The following is a 26,022-nucleotide window of genomic DNA, read 5'->3' on the forward strand; positions in this document are numbered from 1 at the left end:
TCGATGACCGGGAGTTTTGTGAGGCACTCTCAGCGGCCCGTCCCTCAGGCCAAGGCGGGTCGCGTCTTGCGCCCCAGCGCTTCCTCGACGGTGCCGTCGCCGTCGAGATAGCCGTGGCGCTTGGGGTTCGGCATCAGCAGCGAGGCGACGAAGGCGACCGCCAGCATCACGGCGACGTACCAGAAGAAGCTGCTCTCCGCGCCCGCCCGCTTGAGCCAGAGCGCGACCGCCTCCGCCGTACCGCCGAACACCGAGTTGGCAACCGCGTAGGACAGGCCGACGCCGAGCGCGCGCACCTGCGTCGGGAACAGCTCGGCTTTCACGATCCCGCTGATGCCGGTGTAGAAGCTGATGACGACGAGCCCGACCATGATCAGCCCGAAGGACAGGACCGGGTCGGTGGTGGCGCCGATCGCCAGCATCAGCGGCACGATCATCACCATGCCGAGCCCGCTGAACAGGATCATGCTCGTCTTCCGGCCGATCCGGTCCGAGAGCCAGCCGAAAAAGGGCTGGATCACCATGTAGACGAACAGCGCTACCGTGGTGACCTGCGAGGCAACCACCTTGTCCATATGGGCGGTGTTAACGATGTATTTCTGCATATAGGTCGTCAGCGTGTAGAACGCGAGCGAGCCGCCGGCCGTGAAGGCGAACACCACGGCGAAGGCGCGCCAGTGCTTGAACAGCCCGGCGAGGGTGCCCGAATCCTTCGAATCCTTGTTTTCCTCGCTCATCGTCTCGGTGAGCGAGCGGCGCAGGAACAGGGCGACCACCGCGGCCAGCGCCCCGATGACGAAGGGGACGCGCCAGCCCCAGGCGGTGAGCTGCTCCGCCGTGAGCAGGCCCTGCAGAACGACGAGCACCAGCGAGGCGAGGAGTTGGCCGCCGATCAGCGTGACGTACTGGAACGAGGCGTAGAAACCGCGCTGCCCCTTGGCGGCGACCTCGCTCATATAGGTGGCACTGGTGCCGTACTCGCCACCGACGGAGAGTCCCTGCACCATGCGGGCGAGGACGAGCAGCACCGGCGCGAGCGTGCCGACGGCGGCGTAGGTCGGCAGCACGGCGATGGCGAGCGAGCCGCTGCACATCATCAGCACCGAGATCATCAGTGAGGTCTTGCGCCCGAGCCGGTCGGCGATGCGCCCGAACAGCCAGCCGCCGATCGGTCGCATGAAGAAGCCCACTGCGAACACCGCCGCCGTATTGAGCAATTGGCTGGTGCTGTCGCCCGCGGGAAAGAAGACCGGGGCGAAATAGAGAGCGAAGAAGGCGTAGCAGTAGAAGTCGTACCACTCGACGAGATTGCCCGACGAGGAACCGACGATCGCCATGATACGCCGGCGGCGGTCGGCGGCATCGTCCCCTGTCGCCGCCGTCGCGGTGATGTCCGACATGCGTTTCCCCTGTCGCTTCAGCTCTCGGGCGGCGATGAGGGTTGTGAAGCTAAGCGCCGCATCGGGAGCGGCTAGCCGCCAGCGCGGCACAGGTCCTCGCAGATGTCAGTCGGCGAGACACCAGACCGTGCCGATGAAATGGACGCCTCAGGGGAGGGTGAGGGGATGCCGCGCCCAAGGCGCCGTAGGGTATCCGTCCGGGCGGCGGCTCGACCCCCGGCAACGGCGCAGCCGCGCAAATAAAAATCTCGATCTACATTCTTAACTGCAAACACACATCACATCGATCTGAAGCAACTTGGCAGCGATGCAGGGCAACCCTCGCGCATTCGCGGCGCTCTGCCCGAACAATTGTTCCTCACGCGTCCTTCGGGAACGGTTTTCGCGACATCGCCGTTGCGAACCGGGCGTCGGCGTCACGTCGCCGGCCGGCAGAAGACAGGGACGGAACATGACCAAGTTCTTTCGCAGTACGGCGACGGCCGCAATCCTCGTGCTCGGCGCAGCGACCGCCTTGGCCCAGGGCGGCGGCGCTGGTGGTGCCGGAGGAGGCGCGGGCGGCGGCAGTGGCGCGGGCGGTGGCGCCGGAATGGGAGCCGGCGGCGCGGGCGGTGCTGGCGGAGGTGCCGGTGGAGGTGCTGGAAGCGGCGTAGGCGGCGCGGGCGGCGGCGCGGGCGGCGGAGCGGCGAGCGGCCCCCGCGGCGGTGCCGGTGACGCAGGTGGTGCCGGAGGGGTCCGCAGCGGCGGCGAGGTCGGCGGCACCCGCGGAGGTGAGACCGGCGGCGCGGCAGGCGCCCCGGGACGCGGCGGTGAGCCGGGAGGGGCCGGCACGCGCGGCGGTCGAGACGGCGACCCGGGCCGCGCCGGAGAGCCGGGCGAGCGCGGCAATCGTGAAACGGGCCGCGACGGCAGCGGCGAGCGCGACGGCCGGGGTGGCCGTGATGCGGCCGGAGAGCGCGGTGCCCGCGAAGGAGCCGGCGAGCGGGGCGGCCGCGGGGCTGCCACGGAAGCCCGCGGCGCCTCCAAAAGCCTGAGTTCGACCCAGCGCACCGAATTCCGCCAATCGATCACCCGCTCCAATGTCCGGGCGGTCACGAATGTGAACTTCGCGGTTCGCGTCGGCACGGCAATCCCGCGCTCGGTTTCGCTGAACCCGCTGCCGCCGGCGATCCTCTCGCTCGTACCGGCCTATCGCGGCCTCCAATTCATCCTGGTCGGGGACGATATCGTCATCATCGATCCCGATACCTACGAGATCGTGGACGTCATCCCGGCCTGATCCGAATCCCTCATGGGGCGACGAGGGGCGACGAGGGGCGGCGGCGCGAAGGTGCCGCCGCCCTTCGTGTGTTTGCGGTCGTCTTGCGGAACAGGAGAGGAACGTCTAGGCTGTTCGTGCTTTGTTTTCAATGATTCTGCGGCGCCCCCGGCCGCGGTCGACAGCAGGTGCCGCATGCTGACCCGCAAGCAACTCGAACTGCTCCAGTTCATCCAGCAGAGGATGCAGGAGAGCGGCGTGCCGCCGTCCTTCGACGAAATGAAGGACGCGCTCGATCTCAAATCCAAGTCCGGCATTCACCGCCTGATCATGGCGCTGGAGGAGCGCGGCTTCCTGCGTCGTCTGCCGAACCGGGCCCGGGCCATCGAGATCCTGCGCATGCCCGACATGCCGGCCGCCAAGCCGGCAACGGCCCCCGAGCCGCGCCGCTTCACCCCGAGCGTGGTCGAGGGTGGTTTGTCGGGCAAGCCGCCCGCACCGAAGCCGCCGATGCTGCAGGCCCATGACGGCAACGGCCAGTCGGTGATGGTGCCGGTGATGGGCCGGATCGCCGCCGGTACGCCGATCTCGGCGATCGAGAGCCAGAGCCACTCGATCTCGATGTCCCCCGATTTCCTCTCGGGCGGCGAGCACTACGCGCTGGAAGTGCGCGGTGATTCGATGATCGAGGCCGGCATCCTCGACGGTGATCTCGTGGTGATCCACAAGCAGGATACCGCCAATAACGGCGACATCATCGTGGCGCTGATCGACGACGAGGAGGCGACTCTCAAGCGCCTGCGCCGCCGCGGCTCCTCGATCGCGCTCGAAGCCGCCAACCCGTCCTACGAAACCCGCGTGCTCGGGCCCGACCGGGTGCGCATCCAGGGCAAGCTCGTCAGCCTCGTACGCCGCTATTGAGGCGTTTCGCCGGGCGGCGGGTCCGACGGATCCGCCGCACCGGAATCACCGGATGATGGTGACAGCGACTGAGCCGCGGGTGTCGTCTCGCTGACAGGTTTGGGCTGCCAAGGCTTCGGCGGCCCGATCCCGCGCACAGTGACAACATCCAGCCCGGCCGCACCAAGGCGGATCGCGGTGGCTCCCCGCGCCGCTAGGAAGCTGCGGTCGGCGATGAGCGGCGCGGCGCAGCCCGCTGGGGCACGCATGCGGGTGATCAGGATGTCGGCCCGGGCGCAATCCTCGGCAAAGGCACGCTTGTCGGTGACGAGGGCGACGGTGCGCCCGTCGATGGCCGCGAGGGTACAGCCGAGACGGTCGCAGCGCGGCCCGGCAGCTCCGGTGACGGCGTCCAGACGCCGCCCGTCTCCATCGGCCTTCAGCCATTGTTCCAGCACGAAGCCGGGCGGGCGCCCGAGGACGACGAGGCGCCCGTCCTGGCCGCGGATTGCGGCGCCGGCCCCGTCGCGATCGATGTAGATGTCGTAGCGGGTCGGACTCGCGGCGATCGCAACGCCGAGCCCGGCCGGCACAAGGGCGAGCAGCCGCAGCCGCGACACCGGCAGGGTCGCGAGGAGGAGGGCGGCGGCGAGGAGCACCAGGGCGCCGGTCCCGAAGGCGGGCAACACCATGTTGGCCTGTCCGAATCCGGCGATCCAAGCCGAGATTTCGAGCATGCCCCGCACCGCGAGCCCCATCAGCCACCAGACAGGGCGATCGAGGGCGAAGGGATAGGCCAGCATCCCGAGTACCGCCGCGGGCATCACCGCGAGCGAGACGAGCGGCAGGGTCAGCGCATTACCGACGAGGCCGAAGGGCTGCACGGTCTGGAAGTGGTAGGTCGCGAACGGGGCGGTGGCGATCTGCGCCACCAAAGTCGTCGCCAGCGTGCCGACCACCGCCGTCGCGACCCACGAGGCGGCCCGCGCGATGCGGGACGGGTTGTCGGTCCGGAAGACGCGCCCGTCGATGAGCGGAGCGCAGGCGATCAGACCGGCCACCGCCCCGAACGACATCTGGAAGCTCGGGCCAAGCAGCGCCTCCGGCTCGCGGGCGAGCGCCAGGATCGCGGCAAGCGCGAGATTGCGCATGCTGAGCGCTGGACGATCGACGAGGATCGCGCCGAGCATCACCAGCGTCATGATCAGCGCCCGCTCGGCGGCGACGTCCCAGCCCGAGAAGGCGCAGTAGGCGGTCACGCCCAGCATCGCCGCGCCAGCCGCGATCTTCTTGATCGGCCAGGAGAGTGCCAGCACCGGCACCAGGGCGAGCCCCGCCCGCACCAGCCAGAACACCACGCCGGCGGCGAGCACCATGTGGAGCCCCGAGATCGAGACGACGTGGTAGATGCCCGCCGCCCGCAAGATGTCGTTGGTCTCGTTCGTGATCAGCCCGCGCTTTCCCGTGACGAGAGCAGCCGCGACGGCGCCGGCCTGTCCGCCGATCGCATCGGTGATCCGCCGGGTGAAGGCGTTGCGGGCGGCATCGATGCTGGCCGCCACCTGCACGGGCCAGGGAAGCGGCTCGGCCGGGACCCCGACCTCGACCTTGCCCACCAGCGAGCCCACCGCTCCGATCCCGCGGAAATAGGCGTCCCGCGCGAAGTCGTAGCCGCCCGGCCGCACCGCTTCCGGCGGCGGCAGAAGGCGGGCGGTGGCGCGGATCGTGTCGCCCGGCCGCACCGCCTGCGCCGCGCGGTAGGAGACCCGCACCCGCCGCGGGCGGCTTTCCGCATCGAGGTCGCCGAAGCTCGCGACCCGCACGATCAGCCGCGCACCGCCCTCCCGCTCGTCGAGGCCCTCGACGAGGCCCGCGAGCGGCGCGATGGTGATGCGGCTCAACACCGGCCCCGCGACGGACGAAACGCGCCAGACGCCGGCGGCGAAGCCGAGGAAGAGGGCGGCGAGGGCGAGCATCAGCGCGAGCGCGATTGGACGCGCCCGCAGGGCGAAGGTGACCGCGAGGCAGAGTGGAGCGGCGGTCAGCGGAGCGGCGAGGGCGGGCGCCCCATCTGTCGCCGTGAAGAAGACGAGGATGCCGGCCCCGAAGGCGACAGCGAGCCAGGGGAACAGCCGGCGCTGCTCGGCCTCGCGGGCCAGGCACGCGCCCAATCCCTCGATCGTGCCCTGCCAGAGCTGGGAGGGAGCGGGAACGCGGCCGGCGAGGAGGGCCGGAACCGCCCCGCCCACCGCTCTGCCGCCGCCCTGCGCCATGCCCCGCCACGTCCCGAGACCTGCGATGCCCGCGTGACGGGCAATCGTGACGAATTCTTAACGCATCCGCTCGCTCGTGCTACACGGCCGGCGAGACCGGCCGCAGCCGCCCTCCCGCCATCCCGCACTTTTTTCCGAAGAAGCCTCCCAGCCGCCGATGTCGTCACCGGTCGTCACGCGCTTTGCGCCCTCGCCCACGGGCTTCCTGCATATCGGGGGAGCGCGCACGGCCCTGTTCAATTGGCTCTATGCCCGCCGCTTCGGCGGTCGGATGTTGCTGCGCATCGAGGACACCGACCGGGAGCGCTCGACGCAAGCCGCGATCGACGCGATCCTCGACGGGATGCGCTGGCTCGGCCTCGATTGGGACGGCGAGGTGATCTACCAATTCGCCCGCGCCGAGCGGCACCGCGCGGTGGCCGAGAGCCTGCTCGCCTCGGGCAACGCCTACCACTGCTACGCCAGCGCCGAGGAGCTGGCGCAGATGCGCGAGACCGCCCGCGCCGAGGGCCGCGCCCCGCGCTACGACGGCCGCTGGCGCGATCGCGACCCGTCCGAGGCGCCGGCGGGCGTGAAGCCGGTGATCCGCCTGCGCGCACCGACCGAGGGTGAGACCGTGGTCGAGGACGCCGTGCAGGGCCGCGTGACCTGGGCCAACCGCGACCTCGACGACCTCGTGCTGCTGCGCTCCGACGGCACGCCGACCTACATGCTCGCCGTCGTGGTGGACGACCACGACATGGGCATCACGCAGGTGATCCGCGGCGACGATCATCTCACCAACGCCGCCCGCCAGAGCCAGATCTACCGCGCGCTCGGCTGGGACGTGCCGGCGATGGCGCATATTCCGCTGATCCACGGGGCGGACGGCGCCAAGCTGTCCAAGCGCCACGGCGCGCTGGGCGTCGAGGAGTACCGCGACCGCGGCTACCTGCCGGCGGCCCTGCGCAACTATCTCGTCCGCCTCGGCTGGAGCCACGGCGACCAAGAGGTCTTCTCCACCGAAGAGATGATCGCCGCCTTCGATCTGAAGGCGATCGGCCGCTCGGCGGCGCGGTTCGACTTCACCAAGCTGGAGAGCCTCAACGGGCTCTACATCCGCGGCAGCGACGACGCGGAGTTGGTCGATGCCATCGATGCGATCCTGCCGGCCCGCGGGCCCGAGCGCGGCCTGCCGACCAAGCTGACGCCGGATCTGCGCGAAAAACTCCTGTCGGCGATGCCCGGCCTGAAGGAGCGCGCCAAGACCCTCGTCGAACTCCTCGACAGCGCCTACTACCTCTATGCCCCCCGCCCGCTCGCCCTCGACGCCAAGGCGGAGGGCCTGCTTGCCGGTGACGCGCCGGAGCGGCTGCGCGCCCTTCTTCCGGCGCTGGAGGCCCTTCCGGAATGGAGTGCCACCACGACGGAAGCCGCCGTGCGCGGCTTCGCCGAGAGCCAGGGCGTCAAGCTCGGTCAGGTCGCCCAGCCCCTGCGGGCAGCGCTCACGGGCCGTGCCACCTCGCCGCCAGTCTTCGACGTGATGGCCGTGCTCGGCCGCGACGAGGCACTCGCCCGCTTGGCGGACCGCCTACCGACCTGAATGCGATCCACGCGACGGATCAACGCATCCGGTATTTGAGGTGCGTTGATCGGATCGATGTGCCAGGCCACGAGTTCGGCAGCGCGGACACGCGTAACAACCCGAATGACAATGCGAGGCAAATGACATCCGGAGCTTCCGGTCTCAGGCGCTGGTTTGATGAAAATCCGGAAGGTCTTGGTCCGAGGACGATTTCTCATCCACCTTTGCGCTGCCAAGAGGCTGAGACAGCTCGAAACTCGCGTCCAAGGTCCGGTCGCATCGCGTTTCATTCGGCTCGGAAAGTGACAGACTCGGCCTGTTTTTCGCATATGCGAAGACGCGGGGAACGGCCTGCCGTTGCTGGCCGCCGATCGATCCGCTAACCCGGTGCCTCAGTGAGTGGGCGCAGTGCTCTGCTGCGGCGCCACAACGGAGCGGAAGGCGACGACTTCCGCGCCAGTGCTGTTCCCGTCGCGAGAAAGGGTCCGCGATCCCATGAGCGCTTCCGCCAGCACCATCATCGTGGGCGACAAGAACGTCGAATTGCCCATCAAGACCGGAACCATCGGCCCGGACGTGGTCGATATCGGCAAACTCTACGCCCAGACCGGCAAGTTCACCTTCGACCCGGGCTTCACCTCTACGGCCTCGTGCGAGTCGAAGATCACCTACATCGACGGCGACGAGGGCGTGCTGCTCTATCGCGGCTACCCGATCGAACAGCTCGCCGAGCAAGGCGACTTTCTCGAGACCGCCTACCTGATGCTGTTCGGCGAATTGCCGTCCTCCGCTCAGAAGGCGGATTTCGATTACCGGGTCACGCGCCACACCATGGTGCACGACCAGATGAACCGCTTCTTCCAGGGCTTCCGCCGCGACGCCCACCCGATGGCGGTGATGGTCGCCTGCGTCGGCGCGCTCTCGGCGTTCTACCACGACTCGACCGATATCTCGGACGAGTCGCAGCGGATGATCGCCTCCCTGCGCATGATCGCGAAGATGCCGACGCTGGCGGCGATGGCCTACAAGTACACGATCGGCCAGCCGTTCGTGTATCCGAAGAATGACCTCGATTATACGTCGAACTTCTTGCGGATGTGCTTCGCGGTGCCGTGCGAGGAATACGCGATCAATCCGATCTACGCCCGCGCCCTCGACAAGATCTTCATCCTGCACGCGGATCACGAGCAGAACGCCTCGACCTCGACCGTGCGGCTCGCCGGTTCCTCGGGTGCCAATCCCTTCGCCTGCATCGCCGCCGGCATTGCCTGCCTGTGGGGGCCCGCGCATGGCGGCGCCAACGAGGCGGCGCTGAAGATGCTGATGGAGATCGGCCACCCCGAGAACGTGCAGAAATACGTCGCCAAGGCGAAGGACAAGAACGATCCCTTCCGCCTGATGGGTTTCGGCCACCGGGTCTACAAGAATTACGACCCGCGCGCGCGCATCATGCAGAAGACCACCCACGAGGTGCTGAACGAACTCGGCCTCAAGGATGACCTGCTGGAGGTCGCGGTGCAGCTCGAACAGATCGCGCTGAAGGACGAGTATTTCATCGAGAAGAAGCTCTACCCGAACATCGACTTCTACTCGGGCATCACCCTGAAGGCGCTCGGCTTCCCGACCTCGATGTTCACGGTGCTGTTCGCGCTGGCCCGCACCGTCGGCTGGATCGCGCAATGGGCCGAGATGATCGAGGATCCGTCCCAGAAGATCGGCCGTCCGCGCCAGCTCTATATCGGCCCCGACCGGCGCGACTACGTTCCGATCGGCCAGCGGAGCTGACTCAAGCACCGCCTCCGGGCCTCGCCGCCCGGAGGCGTGACGCCGTCAGATCTTGAGGTCGCGCTTCAGCCGTACGATCACCCGGTCCAGCGCGCCGAGGAAGGCCGAGCGGTCCTTCGGCGAGAATGGCTTCGGCCCGCCGGTGATGGCGCCGGCCTCCCGCAGATCCTGCATCAGATTGCGCGTGGCGAGTGCGAGGCCGACAGACGCGTCCGTGAAGGCCTTGCCGTTCGGCGCGAGCGCGACTGCGCCAGCCTTCACGCAGCGGCTCGCCAGCGGCACATCGGCCGTGATGACGATGGCGCCCGGACTCGCCCGTTCGGCAATCCAGTCGTCCGCCGCATCGAACTTGTCGTCGACGATGACGCGCTCGATCCAGGGCTCGCGCGGCAGGTTCAGAAAGCTGTTCGAGACGACGAAGACGTGGAGGCCGTAGCGCCCGGCGACGCGGTACACCTCGTCCTTCACCGGGCAGGCGTCGGCATCGACGTAGATCCTGATCTTTGGCCTTGCCGTGTCGTCGCTCATGCCGCCCGCCGCGCCTCCAGCACGATCCGGGCCGCCGCCCGGCTCGGCTCCTCGTCGCCGGGCAGCCGCATCCGGCCGTCGATGCGGGCGAGCGCGTCGAGCTGGGTCCGCCGGGCGGGGCCGCCCGCGAGAAGCGGCGCCAGCGTCCCGGCCAATTGCCCCGGCGTGCAATCGCCTTGCACGAACTCCGGCATGGCGTTCTCGGACAGGATCAGGTTCGGCAGCACGATCGTCGGCACCTGGATCAGGCGCCGGGCGATCACCTCCTCGACCCGCGAGACCTTGTAGGCCACCACCATCGGCACGCCGGCGAGCGCGAGTTCGAGCGTCACGGTACCGGAGGCGGCGAGCGCCGCCCGCGCACGGCGGAAGGTGGCGTATTTGTCGGCCTCCCCGTGGACGATCCGTGGATGCCGTTCCCAGGCAGCGGCGAGGCGCTCGATCAGGGCGCGGTGGCGGCTCACGGCCGGCAGCTCGACCTCGAACGGACCGACCCGCTGGCTGAGTTCGGCAATGGCGCGGCCGAAGACCGGCATCAGCCGCTCGATTTCGGAGCGGCGGGAGCCCGGCAGCACGGCGAGCACCGGAGGGCGCCCCTCGCGGATCGCGGCCTCCTCGAGGGAGGGGCGCAACTCGGCCAGACGCTCGATCAACGGGTGGCCGACATAGGAGCAGGGCGGTCCGCCGAGGCGGCGATGCGCCTCCGGTTCGAAGGGCAGGAGGGCGAGCACATGGTCGATGAAGGGCACCATGCCCTTGGCCCGCCACGGCCGCCACGCCCAGACGCTCGGCGAGACGTAGTCGACGATCGGCAAATCCGGCAGGCGCTTGCGTACGCGGGTGGCCACGGCGTGGGTAAAGCCGGGACTGTCGATGATGACGAGCACATCGGGCCGAGCCGCCACGACATCGTCCACCGTCTCGCGGATGCGCCGCAACAGGGTGCGGGCGCGGGCGAGCACCGGCAGGTAGCCCATCACCGCCACGTCATCGATGGGAAAGAGCGAGCGGAACCCCTCCGCTTCCATCGCCTCGCCGCCGACGCCGCCGAGCGTCAGGGAGGCCGGCGAGAGCGCCCGCAGCGCCCGGATCAGCTTGGCGCCGAGCTGGTCGCCGGAATCCTCGCCCGCAACGAGCCAGATCCGCCGATGCGTCATGGGGCGACCTCCACGCCGATCAGGAACAGACCCGCGGCATCCGCCGCTGCCACCGTGCGATCGGTGTCAATCACCAGGGTGTGGCCGGCGCCGATGGCGATGCCGGCACATCCCGCTTCCGCCGCCCGGTGCACGGTGCGCGGGCCGATGGCCGGCAGGTCGATGCGTAGGTCCTGGCCGAGCTTCGGCAGCTTAACGAGCACGGTCCCCTTGGCGGGCGTGCCGCGGCCGAAGGGCTTGCGGTTAAGTCCGCGGGCGCGGCCGAGCATGCGATCCGTGCCCTCGGGTCCTTCGACGGCGATGACCCGTTCGCCCGCCACCACGGCCGCCTGTCCGACATCGAAGGGGCTCAAGGCCGCGAGCATCGCGCGTCCCGTGGCGATCGAGAGAGTCGCATCGGAATCCGGCTGGACACGGCCGAGGCGACCGAGCCGACCGAGCAGGTCGGGGGCGACCTCGTGGACGCCGAGCACCCGGTGCCCGTTCTCTTCCAGGAGCGAGAGCACGGCCCGCAGCAACCGGTCGTCGCCGCCCGCGAGGCTCTTCAGGATATCGCGGTTGCGCACCGCGTGCGCCGCGTTGAACAGAGCGGCCGGGCTCGGGCGGGTGACGCCGCCGGCCGGGACCACAGCGGCGGGTGCCCATTCCTTCAGGATGCGCAGAGTGCCGGGAATGTCGAGGAGATCGACCACCGCATCCGCGCGCCGTCGCATCGCCCGCTCGGTGAAGCCGCGGACAGCCAGGATCCGGAACGGCCGGCGCGCCCGGTCGAGGGAGGCCGCGACCAGTTCCGGCAGGTGGCCCGCACCGGCCACCAGGGCGAGGGGCCGGGCGGGATCGATCACGGCCCGTCGCCTCAGGCCGCCGCGGCGACGGCGCGGGGGGTGCAGATCGAGCGCTTGCCGCCCGCGCGGATGAAGGACAGGATTTCGTGGATCGCCGGATGGGTATCGAACTCGGCCGCCACATCCTCGACGCGCTCCATCAGCGTGCCCTCCTGCGCGAAGAGCAGCCGGTAGGCGCGGCGGAGCGCGTGGATGTCCTCGCGCGAGAAACCGCGGCGCTGGAGCCCGATGATGTTGAGCCCCGACAGGTAGGCGCGGTTGCCGAGCACCATGCCGTAGGGGATGCAGTCGTTCTCAAGCCCCGACAGGCCGCCGACGAAGGCGTGGTCACCGACGCGGGCGAACTGGATCACCGCCGCGCCGCCGCCGAGGATGGCGTAGTTGCCGACCGTGCAATGACCGGCGAGCATCACGTTGTTGGAGAAAACGACGTGGTCGCCGACCCGGCAATCGTGGCCGACATGGCTGTTGGCGAGGAAGGCGCAGCCGTTGCCGACCACGGTCTCCAGGCCGCCGCCGGCGGTGCCTGGGTTCATCGTCACGCCTTCGCGGATCAGGCAATCGGAACCGACGGCCAGCGTCGAGGGCTCGCCGCGGAACTTCAGATCCTGCGGCGGGTGGCCGATCGAGGCGAAGGGATAGATCTTGGTCCGCGCGCCGACCGTGGTGCGGCCGGCGACGACGACGTGGCTGATCAGTTCGCAGCCGTCACCGAGCACGACCTCGGGCCCGACATGGCAGAACGGGCCGATCCGCACCCCGTCCCCGAGCCGGGCGCCATCCTCGACGACGCTGCTCGGGTGAATGCCTTCCTGAACCACGCTCACTCCGTCACCAGCATGGCACCAATCTCAGCCTCGGCCACGAGCGTGCCTTCGACGCGGGCCTCACCGCGGAACCACCACATGGTCTTGCGGTGGTTGATCTTCGTCATGTGGAAGCGCACCTGGTCACCGGGCACGACGGGCTTGCGGAACTTGCACTTGTCGATGGTCATGAAGAAGACCTGCTTAGTCTTCAGCTCATCGCTCATGATGTGCCGGCAGCAGATCGCACCCGCCGTCTGGGCCATGCCCTCGATCAGCAGCACGCCGGGGAAGACCGGCAGGCCGGGGAAGTGCCCGGTGAATTGCGGTTCGTTCGCCGTAACGTTCTTGATGCCGATGCAGCTCTCGTCGCGGTCGATCTCGATGATGCGGTCGATCATCAGGAAGGGATAGCGATGGGGCAGCAGTTCCAGCACCTTCTGGATATCGGCCGAACCCAGCTCCCGCGTCTCGCTCATCGGTCCCAACGCTCCCCGCCCATGCTTGCCCGGCGGCATATGCCGCACGTTCCCGTGCCCTTAGCCGGTGGCCTCTATCCGGTGAAGGCCGTCCTCTTCGTCAGAAAATCGGGCAGATGCAAGACTTTTGCACAATCCGGCACGGGCGGAAGCACGGGCAACGGAGCGACTTCAGACAATCCGTCGGTCCAGCCGGATGATGCGGCACGGATCGCCCGCCCTGGCCGGGCTCGCGTGGGGAGAGCGAACCAGCAGGGCCTCGCTGGTGCCGAGAACCGAAAGCATCGAGGAATCCTGGCGCGTCTCGGGATGGACGACCGGCAGCTGGTCCGGCGCGGTGTCGAGGCGGGCGCGCAGGTAGTCCTGGCGGGCGTCGTTTTCTGGCATGTCGCGGCCGAGGATCGCCGGCTCACTGCGGTCCGCGCCCGCGCGCGGATCGCCGAGGAGGGCGCGGACCGCCGGCACCACGAAGAGCAGGCCGCAGACGATCGAGGAGACGGGATTGCCCGGCAGGCCGATCACCGTCATGGCGCCGAGCCGCCCGAACATCAGCGGCTTGCCGGGGCGCAAGGCCACCCGCCAGAAGCCGAGTTCCATCCCCTCGGCCCCGAGCGCCGCCTGGACGAGGTCGTGGTCGCCGACGGAGGCGCCGCCGAGTGTCACCAGCAGATCAGCCCCCGCCGCCCGCGCACGGCCGACCGCCTCGCGCAGGGCGCCGAGATCGTCGGTGACGATGCCGAGATCGACGACCTCGGCGCCCGCCTCCAGGCTCAGCGCGCCGAGCGCAAGGCCGTTCGAGGCGACGATCTGGTCCCAGGCCGCCGGCTCACCCGGTCGCACGAGTTCGTCGCCGGTGGCGAGCACGGCCACGCGCGGCTTGCGCCGAACCGGCAGCAGGACGTGGCCGGCGCTGGCGGCCAGCGCGAGGCGGCGGGCGTCGAGGGTTTCGCCGGCCCGCACCAGCGTCTCGCCCTCACGGAAATCGAGACCGGCGCGACGCAGGAAGCGGCCTGCCGCCACCGGTTCGCGGGCGGTGACGGTGTCGCCGTCGGTCTCGGCGTTCTCCTGAATCAGGATCGCGTCGGCGCCCTCGGGCACCGGTGCGCCGGTAAAGATGCGCACCGCCTCGCCCGGCCCCAGCGTTCCGGCAAAGCCGTGCCCGGCCGCGCTGGTGCCGACTCGACGCAGCCGCGCCGGCACCGCCGCGACGTCGGCAGCGCGCACGGCGTAGCCGTCCATGGCGGAGGCGGGGAAGGGAGGCTGGGTACGCCGTGCCGTGAGGTCGGCAGCCAGCGTCCGGCCAGCGCCCTGAGCAATCAGGATCTCTTCCGCCGCCACCGGTTCGGGAATGGCAGCGAGGATCTTTTCGAGCGCCTCGGTGACCGACAGCAGGCTCATGCGTCGGCGGCCCAGGCACCAGACTTGCCGCCCTCCTTCGACAGCAGGCGGATGCCCTCGATCCGCATGCCGCGATCGGCGGCCTTCACCATGTCGTAGACCGTGAGACAGGCGACCGAGACGGCGGTGAGCGCCTCCATCTCGACGCCGGTCTGGCCCTGCACCTTCACCTCCGCAGTGAGGCGCAGGCCCGGCAGGGCGTCGTCCGGCTCGCAGGTGAGGCGCACCTTGGTGATCAGCAGCGGGTGGCAGAGCGGGATCAGCTCATGCGTGCGCTTGGCCGCCATGATGCCGGCAAGCCGCGCCGTGCCGATGACGTCGCCCTTCTTGGCGTCGCCCTCGCGGATCAGCGCCAGGGTCTCGGGTAGCATCACCACCACGCCCTCGGCGATCGCCGTGCGCGAGGTCGCGGCCTTGTCGGAGACGTCAACCATGTTGGCCGCGCCGGTCCGGTCGATATGGGTGAGGGTGGCGCCGCTCACCGGCCGGAATCCCCGAACAGCAGCGCCCGCGTCGCGGCGGTGACGTCGGCCTGCCGCATCAGGCTCTCGCCGACGAGGATGGTGTCGAGACCGTGCTCTTTCAGCCGCAGCACGTCGGCGTGGGTGCCGATGCCGCTCTCGGCCACTGCGATCCGGTCGGCGGGAATGCCGGGCTTGAGAGTGATCGCCGTCTCGAACGAGACCTCGAAGGTCTTGAGGTTGCGGTTGTTGACGCCGACCATCCGGGTGCCGAGCGGCACGGCGCGTTCCAGTTCCTCGGCGTCGTGGACCTCGACCAGCACATCCATGCCGAGATCGTGCGCGGCTTCGGTGATGGCGGCGGCCTCGGCGTCGTCGAGGCAGGCCATGATGACGAGGACGCAATCGGCGCCCCAGGCGCGGGCCTCGTAGACCTGATACGGCTCGAACAGGAAATCCTTGCGCAGGACCGGCAGGTCGCAGGCCGCGCGAGCCTCTGTCAGGAAGTCCGGAGCGCCCTGAAAGGAGGGTGTGTCGGTCAGAACCGAGAGGCAGGTGGCGCCGCCCGCAGCATAGGCTTTCGCCAGCGTCTTGGGGTTGAAATCGGCGCGGATCAGCCCCTTGGAGGGCGACGCCTTCTTGATCTCGGCGATCAGCGCCGGACGCCCCTCGCCGATATGCCGGGCGATGGCATCGGCGAAGCCGCGGGGCGGTTCGGCCTTGGCGACTTGCTTCTCCAGCTTGGCCAGCGGCACGCGCAGCTTCGCCTCGGCGATCTCACGGCGCTTGTAGGCCTCGATCCGCGCCAGCACGCTCGCCCGCTGCGGGGCGGTGGCGGCAGGCCCGATGGTCACGTCGGCCACGATGTCGTCCATCGGCTTGTCCTTAGAGCGTCGTCCCGAAAGGTGGCCACCGGCTTTCGGAAAAAGACGATGCACATAAAAGAGGAGAGAGCATGGTCCTGGATCTGATATCCGGCACGATGCTCTAGAACCGTTCGAAGCCGTCTATCACGCATTCGACACGGCGACGAGGCGCGCGAGCGCGCCCCGCGCCGCGCCGGAATCGATCGCGTCCTGTGCCCGCGCCACCCCCTCGGCAAGCGAGCCGGCAGCGCCGGCCACGACGAGGCCGGCGCCGGCATTCAGCACGGCGATGTCGCGGTAGGCGTTGCGGGCGCCCTCCAGCACGGCGGCGAGCGCCGCGGCGTTGTGCTCGGGGTCGCCGCCGCGCAGGTCGTCGAGAGTCGCGAGCGGCAGGCCGACCGCGCGCGGATCGATGGTGAAGTGCGTCAGCGCGCCATCCTCCAGTGCGACCACGGCGGTCGGCCCGGTGGTGGTGATCTCGTCGAGTCCGTCCGAGCCGTGCACGGTCCAGACCCGGCGGCTGCCCAGCGTCGCCAGCACGCGTGTCAGCGGCTCGGCCCATGCGGGCCGCGAGACGCCGAACACCTGCGCCGTTACGCCGGCCGGGTTCGAGAGCGGTCCGAGCATGTTGAAGATGGTGCGGAACGGCAGTTCGGTGCGCACCGGCGCGACGTGGCGCATGGCGCCGTGATGCGTCTGCGCGAACATGAAGCAGAGCCCCGCTTGGCCGAGGCAGCGCGCCAGGGCCTCGGGGGGCAGGCCGATCTTCACGCCGAGCGCGGCGAGCACGTCGGCGGCGCCGGAGCGCGAGGTGGCGGCACGGTTGCCGTGCTTGGCCACCGGCACGCCGCAGGCCGCGGTGAGGATCGCGGCCAGCGTCGAGACGTTGTAGCTGCCCGAATGATCCCCGCCGGTGCCGACGATGTCGATGGCTCCCTCGGGCGCCGCCACGGGCAGCATCCGCGCCCGCATCGCCGAGACCGCGCCGATGATCTCGTCCTCGCTCTCGCCGCGGACCGAGAGCGCCGTCAGGAAGGCACCGGCCTGGATCGGCGTGACCTCGCCCGAGAGCAGGTCGTCGAAGGCGGCGCGGGCCTGCTCGCGGCTCAGCGGGGCACCGGACGCGACGGTCGCGAGATGGGTCTTGAAGGCATCCATCGGGGTCGTGGCTCTGTTCGAGCCCTCACTCCCTCGATCGAGGGGGGAGGGGGCGTGGCGCCGTCAATGCACGCCGGGGCCGGCCTTGTCACGCTGAGGCCGCGGACTCCCCGCGCCATGCGGCGGCGATGTCGAGGAAGTTGCGCAGGATCTGCGTGCCGTGGTTCGAGAGGATGCTCTCGGGGTGGAACTGCACGCCGTGTACAGGCAGGGCGCGGTGCTGCAGCCCCATGATGAGCCCGTCGGCCTCGGCCGTCACCGCGAGATCGTCGGGGCAGCTCGCACGGTCAACCACCAGCGAGTGGTAGCGGGTGGCCGAAAAACCCTCGTTGATGCCGCGGAACACGCCCTTCGCCTCGTGGCGGATGGTCGAGACCTTGCCGTGCATGGGGGAGGGCGCACGCACCACGTCGCCGCCATAGGCCTGCCCGATGGTCTGAAGCCCGAGACACACACCGAAGATCGGGATCTCGGCGCCCAGCTCCTTCACCGCCTCGAGGCAGATGCCGGCCTCGTTCGGGGTGCAGGGCCCCGGCGACAGTACGAGCGCATCCGGCGCCCGTTCGCGGATGCCGGCGACGTCGATCTGATCGTTGCGCACCACGTCGATCCGCTCGCAGAGCGGGCCGATCAGGTGGACGAGATTCCAGGTGAAGGAATCGTAGTTGTCGATGACGAGGACGTTGGACATCGAACTCAGCCGTAGCGCTTTGCGTCCCATCCACCTCCTCATCCTGCGAGATCGCGTTCGCGATCTCGCAGGATGAGGAGGTGGATGGGATGAACCTTGCGGAAGGGGTGGCGACGGGGAGCCGGCAAGTCAAGGCGGCGTGCGCCCGCTGACTATTGCCCCCGCTTCGCCCGGCTCGCGAACTGCACCGCATCCTCCGCAGCCCGGAACAAAGCCTTGGCCTTGTTCACGCATTCCTGTTGCTCGGAGGCGGGATCGGAATCGTAGACGATGCCGGCACCCGCCTGCACGTGCATGCGGCCGTCCTTCACGATCGCCGTGCGCAGGACGATGCAGGTGTCCATCTCGCCGCGCGCGCCGAAATAGCCGATGCAGCCGCCGTATGGTCCGCGCTTCTCGCGCTCCAATTCGTCGATGATCTCCATTGCCCGCACCTTCGGCGCGCCGGAGACGGTGCCGGCGGGAAAACCCGCGGCCAGCGCAGAGAGCGCATCGTGCTTCGGGTCGAGGTCGCCCTCGACGTTCGAGACGATGTGCATGACCTGAGAATAGTACTCGAGGAAGAACGAGTCGGTGACGATGACGCTGCCGATCTTCGAGACGCGGCCGACATCGTTGCGGCCGAGGTCGAGCAGCATCAGGTGCTCGGAGCGCTCCTTCGGGTCGGCGAGCAGTTCCTCGGCCAGCGCCCGGTCCTCGGCCGGCGTGGCGCCGCGGCGGCGGGTGCCGGCGATCGGGCGGATCGTCACCTTCCCCTCGCGCACCCGCACGAGGATTTCAGGGCTTGAGCAGACGACCTGAAACGCCTCGAAATCGAGGTAGCACAGGAACGGCGCCGGGTTGGTGCGGCGAAGGCTGCGGTAGAGCGCGAAGGCCGGCAGGGTGAAGGGCGCCTCGAAGCGTTGCGACAGCACCACCTGGAAGATGTCGCCCGCGACGATGTACTCCTTGGCCTTCGCCACCATTCCCAGAAACTCATCCGGCTCGGTGTTCGAGACCGGGGCGGGCTGGGCGAGGCCCGCCGCATCCGCCCGCGCCTCGATCGGCAGCGGGCCTTCCAGCACCTCCGCCACCCGATCGAGCCGGGCCTGCGCCGCTTCGAGCGCGGCGCGCGCGTTGACACCCGCGGCCGGGCGCACCGGCGTGACGACGGTGAGCGCGTCGGCCACCGCGTCGAACACCACCATCACCCGCGGCCGCATCAGAATCGCGTCTGGTACGCCGAGCGGATCGGGGTTCGGCTCGGGCAGCCGCTCCATGGCGCGAACCATGTCGTAGCCGAGATAGCCGAACAGACCCGCCGCCATCGGCGGCAACGCGGCGCTCTCGGCATCGTCGCCCACCGCACTCTCGGCGATGAGCGCGCGCAAGGAGGCGAGCGGCGCCCGTTCATCCGGCACGAAGGCCGTGAGGCTGTCGTCGCGGGCGATCTCCGGGCGCCCGTCGCGGCAGCGCCAGATCAGGTCGGGATCGAGCCCGATCATCGAGTAGCGCCCGCGCACCGCGCCGCCCTCGACCGATTCGAGCAGGAAGCCGGGGCCGGCATGCGTCGCCTTCAGCTTCAGGAAGGCGGCGACCGGCGTCTCCAGATCGGCCACCAGGGTCAGGCCGAGCAGACTTGCCCGACCGGCCTCGTAGGCGCGCGCCACCGCCTCGTGCGCAGGCTCGGTCATCAGCGGCCTCAGTACTCGCCGCCGAACGCCCGGCGCAGGGCGGTCTGGTTCACGTTCACGCCCGCGCTCTTCTGCACCTCGGCGATGAACTCGCCGAGCATGTCGTCCGCGAGCGCCGTGCGCAGCGAATTGACGAGCTGACCGTCGCTCGGCGTACCGGGGACGAAGGCCGGCACGGTGGCGGCGGTCACCTTGAACACCGCGCGGCCTTCGCCGGAGGGAGCAGAGGCGGCCTTGCCCACCGGCGTCGTGAAGATGCGCTCGATGATGTCGGAGGAGAGGTCGTCCTTGTTCTGGTTGCGGGCGATGTCGGTGACGGTCTTCAGCGGAAGGCCCGCCTCCTGGGCCACGGTCTCGATCGCCTCGCCCTTGTCCAGGCGCTCGGTCAGTTCCTTGGACTTGGCCACGAGGCGCTTCTCGATCTCGGCCCGGGTCCAGCCCTTCACCGCCTCGTCACGCACTTCCGCCAGCGGCTTCTCGTGCGACGGGTCGATCTTGACGACGTCGTACCAGATCGCGCCGCCGGTCTTGGTGCGCAGAACCTCGGTGTCGTTGCCGACATCGGCGCGGAAGGCGGCCGGCAGCGTGGTCTCCTTGTCGGGAATACCGGCGACCGGCTGGCCGGACGGGTCGTTGCCCTGTGCGTCCACCGCCGGGATGCTGAGCAGCGTCAGCCCCTGTTCCTTGGCGATCTCGGCCAGCGGCTTGGCGGCCGAACGGGCATCCTCGATCGCGTCCTGAACCTTGTCGAAGCCGCCCTCGCGCACTCGGCGCAGCGCGATCTCCCGGCGGATCTCGTCCTTCACCTCGTCGAACGGCTTGACCGTGCCGGGCTCGATCGCCGTGACGCGCAGGAGCACGGTGCCGAAGCGCCCCTTCACCGGCTCGCTCACCTTGCCTTGCTCCAGAGCGAAAGCGGCGTTGCCGATCGCCGGATCGAACAGCTCCGCCTTGGACAGGGTGCCGAGATCGAGCTGCTTCGGGTCGAGCCCGCGCTCGGCGGCGACCGCCTCGAACGGCGTCTGCCCGCTCTCGATCTTGGCCCGCGCCTCGCTCGCGGCCGCCTCGTCGGGGAAGCTGATCTGCTGGATCGTGCGCCGCTCCGCCTTGCCGAAGCGGCTCTGGTTGGCGTCGTAGACCTTGCGTGCCTCCTCGTCCGAGACCTCGTCGGGCTTGGCGAGCGCGGCCGGTTCGAGCACCAGCAGGTTGAGGCTGCGATATTCGGGAGCGCGGAACGAGGCCTTGTTGTTGTCGTAGTAGGCCTTCAGCTCATCGTCGGTCGGGGCCGGGATCTCGCCGGCCGCGGACGGCGCCAGCGTCAGCACGGCGGCGTCGCGGCGCTCGAGGCTGTAGCGGTGCACCGCCTCGCGCATGGCCTGCGGCACCGGCGGATCGGCGACGATGGCGTCGGCCAATTGCAGGCGGGCGATGACGGAGCGCTGCTCGCGCACGAACATCGCCTCGTTCAGGCCCGCACGCTGGAGCGTCTGGAAGAACAGGGTCCGGTCGAAGCTGCCGTTTGCGTTCTTGAAGCTCGGCTCCTCCTGGATCGCACGCAGCACGGCCGCGTCGGAGACGGCGAGCCCGAGATCCCGCGTCTTCTGGTCGAGCGCCGCCTCGGTGATGAGCTGGGCCAGCACCTGCCGCTCCAGGCCCATCGCCCGTGCCTGGTCCGGCGTCAGCGTCCGCTTGAGCTGAGCCTGATAGCGCTGAAGCTGGTTCTGGTAGGCGGTGCGCACCTCCTCGGCCGAGATCGGCGTCTTGCCGACCGTGGCGACGGTCGTGCTCGACCCGCCGCGGAAGAACTCCTCCACACCGAAGATCGCCACGCCAGCGATCAGGAAGGTGAAGATCACCGACAGCACAACCTTGCCGAGCCAATGCTGGCTGGCACTGCGAATGGACTGGAGCATCGGACGCCCGGACCTAGATCTCGATCACGCCCGGCCTGCGAGGGCCGGGAACACATGCGAGCCACGCGATAGACGATCGGGGCGGCGGCGCAAAGGGCAGCGCCGCAAAGGGCATGTATCCCGCGTGCCCGATCCGGGGCGGAACGGCCGCAAAGGTCGTTTGCGCGCCTAAGCTTGCTCTGATAGGTCCGCCCACACGTTGAAACCCTTGGAACGAGACACGGAGAACCGGGACGCCATGGCAAGCGAGGGACGCCGTCCGCTGGTTGCCGGCAACTGGAAGATGAACGGTCTGCGATCCTCGGTGCCGATCGTCGAGGCGATCCGCGACGGGCTTTCGCCCGCGCTCACGGATAATATCGACGTTCTGATCTGCCCGCCCGCGACGCTGATCTCCTCCTGCGTGGCCGCCGTCTACGGCTCGCCCGTCGCCATCGGCGGCCAGAACCTGCATGCCCGTCCGAGCGGTGCCTTCACCGGCTCGATCTCCGCGGAGATGTTCGCCGATCTCGGCGCCACCTACGTCATCGTCGGCCATTCCGAGCGGCGCGCCTACCATTACGAGACCGATGACGGCGTCCACGCCAAGGCGCTCGGCGCCCGCCGCGCGGGCCTGCGCGGCATCATCTGCGTCGGCGAGACCATGGAGGAGCGCCAGCAGGGCCGCGCCCTCGACATCGTGCGCGCGCAGCTCGCCATCGGCCTGCCGAAGGGTGCCACCGGCGAGGACACGGTGATCGCCTACGAGCCGGTCTGGGCCATCGGCTCGGGCCGCACGCCGACGGCGACGGAGATCGCCGAGGTCCACGCCTCCTTGCGCGAGATGCTCGACAAGCTCGTCGGCGAGGAGGCGCACAAGATCCGCATCCTCTACGGCGGCTCGGTGAAGCCCGCCAACGCCCGTGAATTGATGGCGGTGGAGAATGTCGACGGCGCCCTGGTCGGCGGCGCCAGCCTCGTGGCGGAGGACTTTCTGGGGATCTGCCGCGCCTACGAAGGGTGATTGCCCCCGGACCGCTCCGCGTCCCGGGCCTCCTCAGGGCAATCCTGCTGGCGGCCGGCGCGATACCGGGCCTTCCGACCGCATGGGCGACGGACCAGGGCACGACGATGGAGAAGGGCGCGTGCCGGCTGACGCTGGACGTTCCCGACGGGTTCGCAGCGCAGCCGCGCGGGAAGGGTGTCGTTCTGCGGCCCATAGGGCAGGCGGGCCGGCGCGCCGTCTTCGAGATCAGTTTGACGCCGGAATCCGGCGGCGACCCGGCCTCCCTGTCCGAAATCCGCACGCTCGGCGGGACCTACGTCCGCTACCGTGTGACGCGCCTGACGGAAGGGTCGGGCGGCGAGGAAACGACGCTCGTCGCCGAAAAGCCGGGGGCGGGTGGCGCCATCCGTCTCGAAGCCTGGACACAGCGGGACGACGGCGCCGAGCCGGATTTCGAACCGGCCTGGCGGGCCCTCTCGGCAGCGCGCTGCGCAAGGGCCGACCCTCGTTGAGCCGGCAGGACATCGCCGAGGCCCGAACGGGCCTCTTTCACGCCGCGCCGTGCAGCGCCTCGGGATCGTCCAGGACGCTGCCGAAGTGATGCCGCCAGAGTTCGGCCCCGAGACCGCCCGAACGGTCGAGAGACGACCCGACGGTCAGCCATCGGAGCAGGGTGGGGCGCAGGCCGGCATCGAACAGCATGAAGCCGGCGGCGAGGCAGCAGGTCTCGGCCTGCACGCCGCAGACGAGGACGCGCTCGATCGCACGTTCTCGGAAGTGCTCGATCAGGGCCGGCGGCGGCAGGTAGCCGTTTTTCACGAAGACCTGGTCGGCCGGGACCAGCGGCGCCTCGTCGGCCGGCGGGGTCCAGCCGAGCTGTTGCGAGAACGGGGTGACCGCCTCGTCGTGCCGCTCGACGGTCACGACGATATGAAGCGTCCGGCTCAGGGCGGTGATGCCGACGACGACCGCGTCCGGCACGCGGAAGCTCGCTTGCACGTCGACGACGAGGAGCGCGCGGCGTTCCGGCGCCATGAGCGTAGCCCGCTCCGCCATCAGTCCTGGCGAGCCGGCGCCTTGGACACGGCCTCCTTGGTCCGCTCGATCATCGCGAGCACGGCGACGTAGAAGGCCTGCTGCAGCGGGCTCATCCCGTCCGGGCGGATGCGGTCGGAGAGAGCGGCCTGCACTTCATCAAGGGCGCCCGCCCGCCCGGCCGGGTCGGGCCGTTCGAGGGCGATCCGCAGGAGCTCGGACTGGACGGCCGCCATCTCCTCGCGGTCGGCGCGGTCGATGAAGGCGGCGAGCCGCCCGGCTTCGGTCTGGAAATCGGTCATCTCCGACTCCTTGCACGGGCCGTACCCCCATGGCCATGCGCGCTCCGCGTTTTCCCAGGGCTCTCGGCCGCGCGCACGGGCTTTGTCCCGCTGCGAGGCACGAAGGCCGGTTGGCGCGGGTGGGCAAACGGTGTAGGAGCCCCCACTTCGTGCAGCGGATACGCGGGCGCGCCGCTTTGGCGCGCGCCCCTGTTCGGCACACCGACAGCGTCCGCGCGAGCGGGCACCGGAATCGCTATGCAGACCGTCCTCATCGTCGTCCACCTCATCATCGTGCTGGCGCTCATCGCCGTGGTGCTGCTGCAGCGCTCGGAGGGCGGGCTCGGGCTCGGCGGCGGCGGAAGCGGCGGCGTCTCCGGCTTCATGACCGGCCGGGGTCAGGCCAACGCGCTCACCCGTGCCACCGCGATCCTCGCGGCCCTGTTCTTCACCACCAGCATCGCGCTGGCGATCATGGCGCATCGCAGCGCCGCGCCCCGCTCGATCCTCGACGAGGCCGGGACGCAGTCGGGCCAGACCCAGCCGGCCGACAAGCCGGTGAACGCGGACAACCTGCTCGACACGCTTCGCGGCGGCGCGGGCCAGGGCACCTCCGGCCAGCCGGCCTCGGTGCCGACCGATGCACCCGCCAAGCCGGCAACGCCGGCTCCGGCTCCGAGCGCGCCGCCGGCTGCCCCGGCCACGCCGGAAGCTCCGCAGTCGCGCTGACGCGGTCGAGCCGCACCGTCTGCGGATAAGACCCTTGCGGCCGGCGCATCGGCCGCAAGGATGGAAACCACGAATTCCTCAACGGCACGAGGGGTATCGCCCCGTGCCGCTTCCCGTGTGGCCAGCGGGGTGCGGCAACCGTTGCGGTTTGGCGAATCGCTTGAGCCCCTTTATGGACCGAACCCCATGACGCGGTACGTCTTCATCACCGGCGGCGTGGTTTCCTCCCTCGGCAAGGGTCTCGCCTCCGCCGCCCTCGCGGCGCTGCTTCAGGCGCGCGGCTACCGGGTGCGCCTGCGCAAGCTCGACCCCTACCTCAACGTCGATCCAGGCACGATGAGCCCGACCCAGCACGGCGAGGTGTTCGTCACCGACGACGGCGCCGAGACGGACCTGGATCTGGGCCACTACGAGCGCTTCACCGGCCTGCCGGCGTCCCGCGCCGACAACGTGACCACGGGGCGGATCTACCTCGACATTATCACCAAGGAGCGGCGCGGCGACTATCTCGGCGCCACGATCCAGGTGATCCCGCACGTCACCAACGCCATCAAGGCGTTCGTGCTCGAGGGCAATGACGATTACGACTTCGTGCTGGTCGAGATCGGCGGCACGGTCGGCGACATCGAGGGTCTGCCCTTCTTCGAGGCGATCCGCCAGATCGGCCAGGAGCGCCCGCGGGGCAGCGTCTGCTACCTGCACCTGACGCTTCTGCCCTACATCCCCTCCGCCGGCGAACTGAAGACCAAGCCGACGCAGCACTCCGTGAAGGAGCTGCGCTCCATCGGTATCCAGCCCGACATCCTGCTCTGCCGCTGCGACCGGCCGATCCCGGTCGACGAGCGGCGCAAGCTCGGCCTGTTCTGCAACGTGCGGGAGAGCGCGGTCATCGAGGCCCGCGACGTCGACACGATCTACGCCGTGCCGCTCTCTTACCGCGAGGCGGGGCTCGACCGGGAGATCCTGGCCCATTTCCAGATGGAGCCGGAGAGCGAGCCCAAGCTCGACCGCTGGCAGAACATCCTCGAGCGGGTGCGCAACCCCGAGGGTGAGGTCACCATCGCCATCGTCGGCAAGTACACGGGCCTGAAGGACGCCTACAAATCGCTCACCGAGGCGCTGACCCACGGCGGCATCGCCAACAACGTCCGCGTCAACCTCGAATGGATCGAGGCGGAGGTGTTCGAGCGCGAGGACCCGGCGCCGTTCCTGGAGGGTCTGCACGGCATCCTCGTGCCCGGCGGCTTCGGCCAGCGCGGCGCCGAGGGCAAGATCCGCGCGGCCCGCTACGCGCGGGAGCGCAACATCCCGTATTTCGGCATCTGCTTCGGCATGCAGATGGCGGTGATCGAGGCGGCGCGCTCGCTCGCGGGCATCAAGGACGCCAACTCCACGGAGTTCGGCGAAACCAGGGAGCCGGTCGTCGGCCTGCTCACCGAGTGGATGCGCGGCAACGAGCTGGAGCGGCGCGCGGCCGAGAGCGATCTCGGCGGCACCATGCGGCTCGGCGCCTACAAGGCGACGCTCCGCCCGGAGACCAAGATCGCGCAGATGTACGGCGACACCGAGATCTCGGAGCGCCACCGGCACCGCTACGAGGTCAACATGGCCTATCGCGAGTGCCTGGAGGCCAAGGGCCTGCGCTTCTCCGGAACCTCGCCGGACGGTCTCCTGCCCGAGACGGTTGAACACGAGGGCCATCCGTGGTTCATCGGCGTCCAGTTCCACCCGGAGTTGAAGTCGCGCCCCTTCGAGCCGCACCCGCTGTTCAAGGGGTTCATCGCCGCCGCGATCGATCAGAGCCGGCTGGTGTGACAGGAAGCGGTGCGATCCTCGA

At 69.6% G+C, this 26,022-nt stretch carries 25 protein-coding genes; 8 read left to right on the plus strand and 17 right to left on the minus strand.

Annotated features, from left to right (window positions below; genetic code table 11):
- Positions 1-44: 44 nt before the first annotated feature.
- Together MFF24_RS08310 and MFF24_RS08315 are read right to left on the minus strand one after the other, a co-directional pair.
- Positions 45-1,400, minus strand: coding sequence for an MFS family transporter (locus MFF24_RS08310; protein ID WP_238223867.1), 1,356 nt, complete (start codon positions 1,398-1,400; stop codon positions 45-47).
- A gap of 358 nt (positions 1,401-1,758) precedes the next feature.
- Positions 1,759-2,463 carry a hypothetical protein gene (locus MFF24_RS08315; RefSeq protein ID WP_238223868.1) on the minus strand — a complete coding sequence of 235 codons (705 nt, stop codon included), beginning with the start codon at positions 2,461-2,463 and terminating at the stop codon, positions 1,759-1,761.
- Between the two features lie 3 nt (positions 2,464-2,466).
- Between MFF24_RS08315 and MFF24_RS08320 the strand changes: the two genes are divergently transcribed.
- Positions 2,467-2,679 carry a DUF1236 domain-containing protein gene (locus tag MFF24_RS08320; protein WP_283214488.1) on the plus strand — a complete coding sequence of 71 codons (213 nt, stop codon included), beginning with the start codon at positions 2,467-2,469 and terminating at the stop codon, positions 2,677-2,679.
- 174 nt (positions 2,680-2,853) lie between these two features.
- Complete coding sequence (gene lexA / locus MFF24_RS08325) at positions 2,854-3,579, plus strand: transcriptional repressor LexA (RefSeq protein WP_108942535.1); 726 nt, start codon at positions 2,854-2,856, stop codon at positions 3,577-3,579.
- On the opposite strand, the gene MFF24_RS08330 is transcribed toward lexA, so the two are convergent.
- A complete protein-coding gene (locus MFF24_RS08330) occupies positions 3,573-5,831 on the minus strand; it encodes a ComEC/Rec2 family competence protein (RefSeq protein WP_238223870.1) in 2,259 nt (752 codons plus the stop codon). The genes lexA and MFF24_RS08330 overlap by 7 nt on opposite strands.
- A gap of 157 nt (positions 5,832-5,988) precedes the next feature.
- On the opposite strand from MFF24_RS08330, the gene gltX reads away from it, so the two are divergent.
- A complete protein-coding gene (gltX, locus tag MFF24_RS08335; RefSeq protein ID WP_238223871.1) occupies positions 5,989-7,413 on the plus strand; it encodes a glutamate--tRNA ligase in 1,425 nt (474 codons plus the stop codon).
- A gap of 477 nt (positions 7,414-7,890) precedes the next feature.
- Positions 7,891-9,180, plus strand: coding sequence for a citrate synthase (gene gltA, locus MFF24_RS08340; RefSeq protein WP_108942529.1), 1,290 nt, complete (start codon positions 7,891-7,893; stop codon positions 9,178-9,180).
- A 45-nt stretch (positions 9,181-9,225) separates the two neighbouring features.
- Here the strand turns inward: gltA and MFF24_RS08345 are convergent, their stop codons facing one another.
- From MFF24_RS08345 to MFF24_RS08400, 12 genes are all read right to left on the minus strand, one after another.
- Positions 9,226-9,708 carry a YaiI/YqxD family protein gene (locus MFF24_RS08345; RefSeq protein ID WP_238223872.1) on the minus strand — a complete coding sequence of 161 codons (483 nt, stop codon included), beginning with the start codon at positions 9,706-9,708 and terminating at the stop codon, positions 9,226-9,228.
- Positions 9,705-10,865, minus strand: a complete 1,161-nt coding sequence (gene lpxB / locus MFF24_RS08350) for a lipid-A-disaccharide synthase (RefSeq protein WP_238223873.1) — start codon at positions 10,863-10,865, stop codon at positions 9,705-9,707. Before lpxB ends, MFF24_RS08345 begins: the two co-directional genes overlap by 4 nt.
- Positions 10,862-11,710, minus strand: coding sequence for an LpxI family protein (locus MFF24_RS08355; RefSeq protein ID WP_238223874.1), 849 nt, complete (start codon positions 11,708-11,710; stop codon positions 10,862-10,864). Before MFF24_RS08355 ends, lpxB begins: the two co-directional genes overlap by 4 nt.
- Before the next feature lie 11 nt (positions 11,711-11,721).
- Complete coding sequence (lpxA, locus tag MFF24_RS08360) at positions 11,722-12,531, minus strand: acyl-ACP--UDP-N-acetylglucosamine O-acyltransferase (RefSeq protein WP_373322674.1); 810 nt, start codon at positions 12,529-12,531, stop codon at positions 11,722-11,724.
- Positions 12,532-12,533: 2 nt separating this feature from the next.
- Positions 12,534-12,995: a 3-hydroxyacyl-ACP dehydratase FabZ gene (gene fabZ / locus MFF24_RS08365; protein ID WP_108942521.1), complete on the minus strand. Its 462-nt coding sequence runs from the start codon at positions 12,993-12,995 to the stop codon at positions 12,534-12,536.
- Between the two features lie 171 nt (positions 12,996-13,166).
- Positions 13,167-14,393: a molybdopterin molybdotransferase MoeA gene (locus MFF24_RS08370; RefSeq protein WP_238223877.1), complete on the minus strand. Its 1,227-nt coding sequence runs from the start codon at positions 14,391-14,393 to the stop codon at positions 13,167-13,169.
- Positions 14,390-14,875, minus strand: a complete 486-nt coding sequence (gene moaC / locus MFF24_RS08375) for a cyclic pyranopterin monophosphate synthase MoaC (RefSeq protein ID WP_108942517.1) — start codon at positions 14,873-14,875, stop codon at positions 14,390-14,392. Before moaC ends, MFF24_RS08370 begins: the two co-directional genes overlap by 4 nt.
- Entirely contained in the window at positions 14,872-15,729 is an 858-nt protein-coding gene (trpC, locus tag MFF24_RS08380) for an indole-3-glycerol phosphate synthase TrpC (RefSeq protein ID WP_166061081.1), read from the minus strand. The genes moaC and trpC overlap by 4 nt, the downstream gene beginning before the upstream one ends.
- A 135-nt stretch (positions 15,730-15,864) precedes the next feature.
- A complete protein-coding gene (gene trpD, locus MFF24_RS08385) occupies positions 15,865-16,878 on the minus strand; it encodes an anthranilate phosphoribosyltransferase (protein ID WP_238223878.1) in 1,014 nt (337 codons plus the stop codon).
- A gap of 88 nt (positions 16,879-16,966) precedes the next feature.
- Positions 16,967-17,569, minus strand: coding sequence for an anthranilate synthase component II (locus tag MFF24_RS08390; protein ID WP_238224111.1), 603 nt, complete (start codon positions 17,567-17,569; stop codon positions 16,967-16,969).
- A 152-nt stretch (positions 17,570-17,721) separates the two neighbouring features.
- A complete protein-coding gene (gene trpE, locus MFF24_RS08395) occupies positions 17,722-19,242 on the minus strand; it encodes an anthranilate synthase component I (protein WP_238223886.1) in 1,521 nt (506 codons plus the stop codon).
- Between the two features lie 8 nt (positions 19,243-19,250).
- The gene (locus MFF24_RS08400) at positions 19,251-21,155 is read right to left on the minus strand and encodes a SurA N-terminal domain-containing protein (RefSeq protein ID WP_238223890.1); all 1,905 of its coding nucleotides are present in this window, start codon (positions 21,153-21,155) and stop codon (positions 19,251-19,253) included.
- Between the two features lie 238 nt (positions 21,156-21,393).
- Between MFF24_RS08400 and tpiA the strand changes: the two genes are divergently transcribed.
- Both tpiA and MFF24_RS08410 read left to right on the plus strand, forming a co-directional pair.
- Positions 21,394-22,158: a triose-phosphate isomerase gene (gene tpiA / locus MFF24_RS08405; RefSeq protein WP_238223892.1), complete on the plus strand. Its 765-nt coding sequence runs from the start codon at positions 21,394-21,396 to the stop codon at positions 22,156-22,158.
- Between the two features lie 107 nt (positions 22,159-22,265).
- Positions 22,266-22,652: a Tsi3 family protein gene (locus MFF24_RS08410; protein ID WP_238223894.1), complete on the plus strand. Its 387-nt coding sequence runs from the start codon at positions 22,266-22,268 to the stop codon at positions 22,650-22,652.
- A 37-nt stretch (positions 22,653-22,689) separates the two neighbouring features.
- Here MFF24_RS08410 and MFF24_RS08415 read toward each other — a convergent pair whose 3' ends face one another.
- Positions 22,690-23,175: a cysteine hydrolase family protein gene (locus tag MFF24_RS08415; RefSeq protein ID WP_238223896.1), complete on the minus strand. Its 486-nt coding sequence runs from the start codon at positions 23,173-23,175 to the stop codon at positions 22,690-22,692.
- Positions 23,176-23,195: 20 nt separating this feature from the next.
- Positions 23,196-23,477, minus strand: a complete 282-nt coding sequence (locus MFF24_RS08420) for a hypothetical protein (RefSeq protein WP_238223898.1) — start codon at positions 23,475-23,477, stop codon at positions 23,196-23,198.
- A 237-nt stretch (positions 23,478-23,714) separates the two neighbouring features.
- Between MFF24_RS08420 and secG the strand changes: the two genes are divergently transcribed.
- Both secG and pyrG read left to right on the plus strand, forming a co-directional pair.
- A complete protein-coding gene (gene secG, locus MFF24_RS08425) occupies positions 23,715-24,185 on the plus strand; it encodes a preprotein translocase subunit SecG (RefSeq protein WP_238223900.1) in 471 nt (156 codons plus the stop codon).
- Between the two features lie 186 nt (positions 24,186-24,371).
- Positions 24,372-26,000: a CTP synthase gene (gene pyrG / locus MFF24_RS08430; RefSeq protein WP_238223902.1), complete on the plus strand. Its 1,629-nt coding sequence runs from the start codon at positions 24,372-24,374 to the stop codon at positions 25,998-26,000.
- Positions 26,001-26,022: the final 22 nt, after the last annotated feature.

This window comes from Methylorubrum aminovorans (genome assembly GCF_022179725.1).
In the GTDB taxonomy this organism is placed as follows: Bacteria; Pseudomonadota; Alphaproteobacteria; order Rhizobiales; family Beijerinckiaceae; genus Methylobacterium; species Methylobacterium aminovorans.

Excerpts from the sequence above, each read along its gene's own strand:
- trpC (WP_166061081.1), bottom strand. The coding sequence starts at position 15,729 with ATGGACGACATCGTGGCCGACGTGACCATCGGGCCTGCCGCCACCGCC.
- MFF24_RS08420 (WP_238223898.1), bottom strand. The coding sequence starts at position 23,477 with ATGACCGATTTCCAGACCGAAGCCGGGCGGCTCGCCGCCTTCATCGAC.
- MFF24_RS08370 (WP_238223877.1), bottom strand. The coding sequence starts at position 14,393 with ATGAGCCTGCTGTCGGTCACCGAGGCGCTCGAAAAGATCCTCGCTGCC.
- MFF24_RS08400 (WP_238223890.1), bottom strand. The coding sequence starts at position 21,155 with ATGCTCCAGTCCATTCGCAGTGCCAGCCAGCATTGGCTCGGCAAGGTT.
- gltX (WP_238223871.1), top strand. The coding sequence starts at position 5,989 with ATGTCGTCACCGGTCGTCACGCGCTTTGCGCCCTCGCCCACGGGCTTC.
- tpiA (WP_238223892.1), top strand. The coding sequence starts at position 21,394 with ATGGCAAGCGAGGGACGCCGTCCGCTGGTTGCCGGCAACTGGAAGATG.
- trpE (WP_238223886.1), bottom strand. The coding sequence starts at position 19,242 with ATGACCGAGCCTGCGCACGAGGCGGTGGCGCGCGCCTACGAGGCCGGT.
- MFF24_RS08410 (WP_238223894.1), top strand. The coding sequence starts at position 22,266 with ATGGAGAAGGGCGCGTGCCGGCTGACGCTGGACGTTCCCGACGGGTTC.
- gltA (WP_108942529.1), top strand. The coding sequence starts at position 7,891 with ATGAGCGCTTCCGCCAGCACCATCATCGTGGGCGACAAGAACGTCGAA.
- secG (WP_238223900.1), top strand. The coding sequence starts at position 23,715 with ATGCAGACCGTCCTCATCGTCGTCCACCTCATCATCGTGCTGGCGCTC.
- MFF24_RS08310 (WP_238223867.1), bottom strand. The coding sequence starts at position 1,400 with ATGTCGGACATCACCGCGACGGCGGCGACAGGGGACGATGCCGCCGAC.
- MFF24_RS08415 (WP_238223896.1), bottom strand. The coding sequence starts at position 23,175 with ATGGCGCCGGAACGCCGCGCGCTCCTCGTCGTCGACGTGCAAGCGAGC.
- lexA (WP_108942535.1), top strand. The coding sequence starts at position 2,854 with ATGCTGACCCGCAAGCAACTCGAACTGCTCCAGTTCATCCAGCAGAGG.
- pyrG (WP_238223902.1), top strand. The coding sequence starts at position 24,372 with ATGACGCGGTACGTCTTCATCACCGGCGGCGTGGTTTCCTCCCTCGGC.
- MFF24_RS08345 (WP_238223872.1), bottom strand. The coding sequence starts at position 9,708 with ATGAGCGACGACACGGCAAGGCCAAAGATCAGGATCTACGTCGATGCC.
- fabZ (WP_108942521.1), bottom strand. The coding sequence starts at position 12,995 with ATGAGCGAGACGCGGGAGCTGGGTTCGGCCGATATCCAGAAGGTGCTG.
- MFF24_RS08390 (WP_238224111.1), bottom strand. The coding sequence starts at position 17,569 with ATGTCCAACGTCCTCGTCATCGACAACTACGATTCCTTCACCTGGAAT.
- MFF24_RS08330 (WP_238223870.1), bottom strand. The coding sequence starts at position 5,831 with ATGGCGCAGGGCGGCGGCAGAGCGGTGGGCGGGGCGGTTCCGGCCCTC.
- lpxB (WP_238223873.1), bottom strand. The coding sequence starts at position 10,865 with ATGACGCATCGGCGGATCTGGCTCGTTGCGGGCGAGGATTCCGGCGAC.
- trpD (WP_238223878.1), bottom strand. The coding sequence starts at position 16,878 with ATGGATGCCTTCAAGACCCATCTCGCGACCGTCGCGTCCGGTGCCCCG.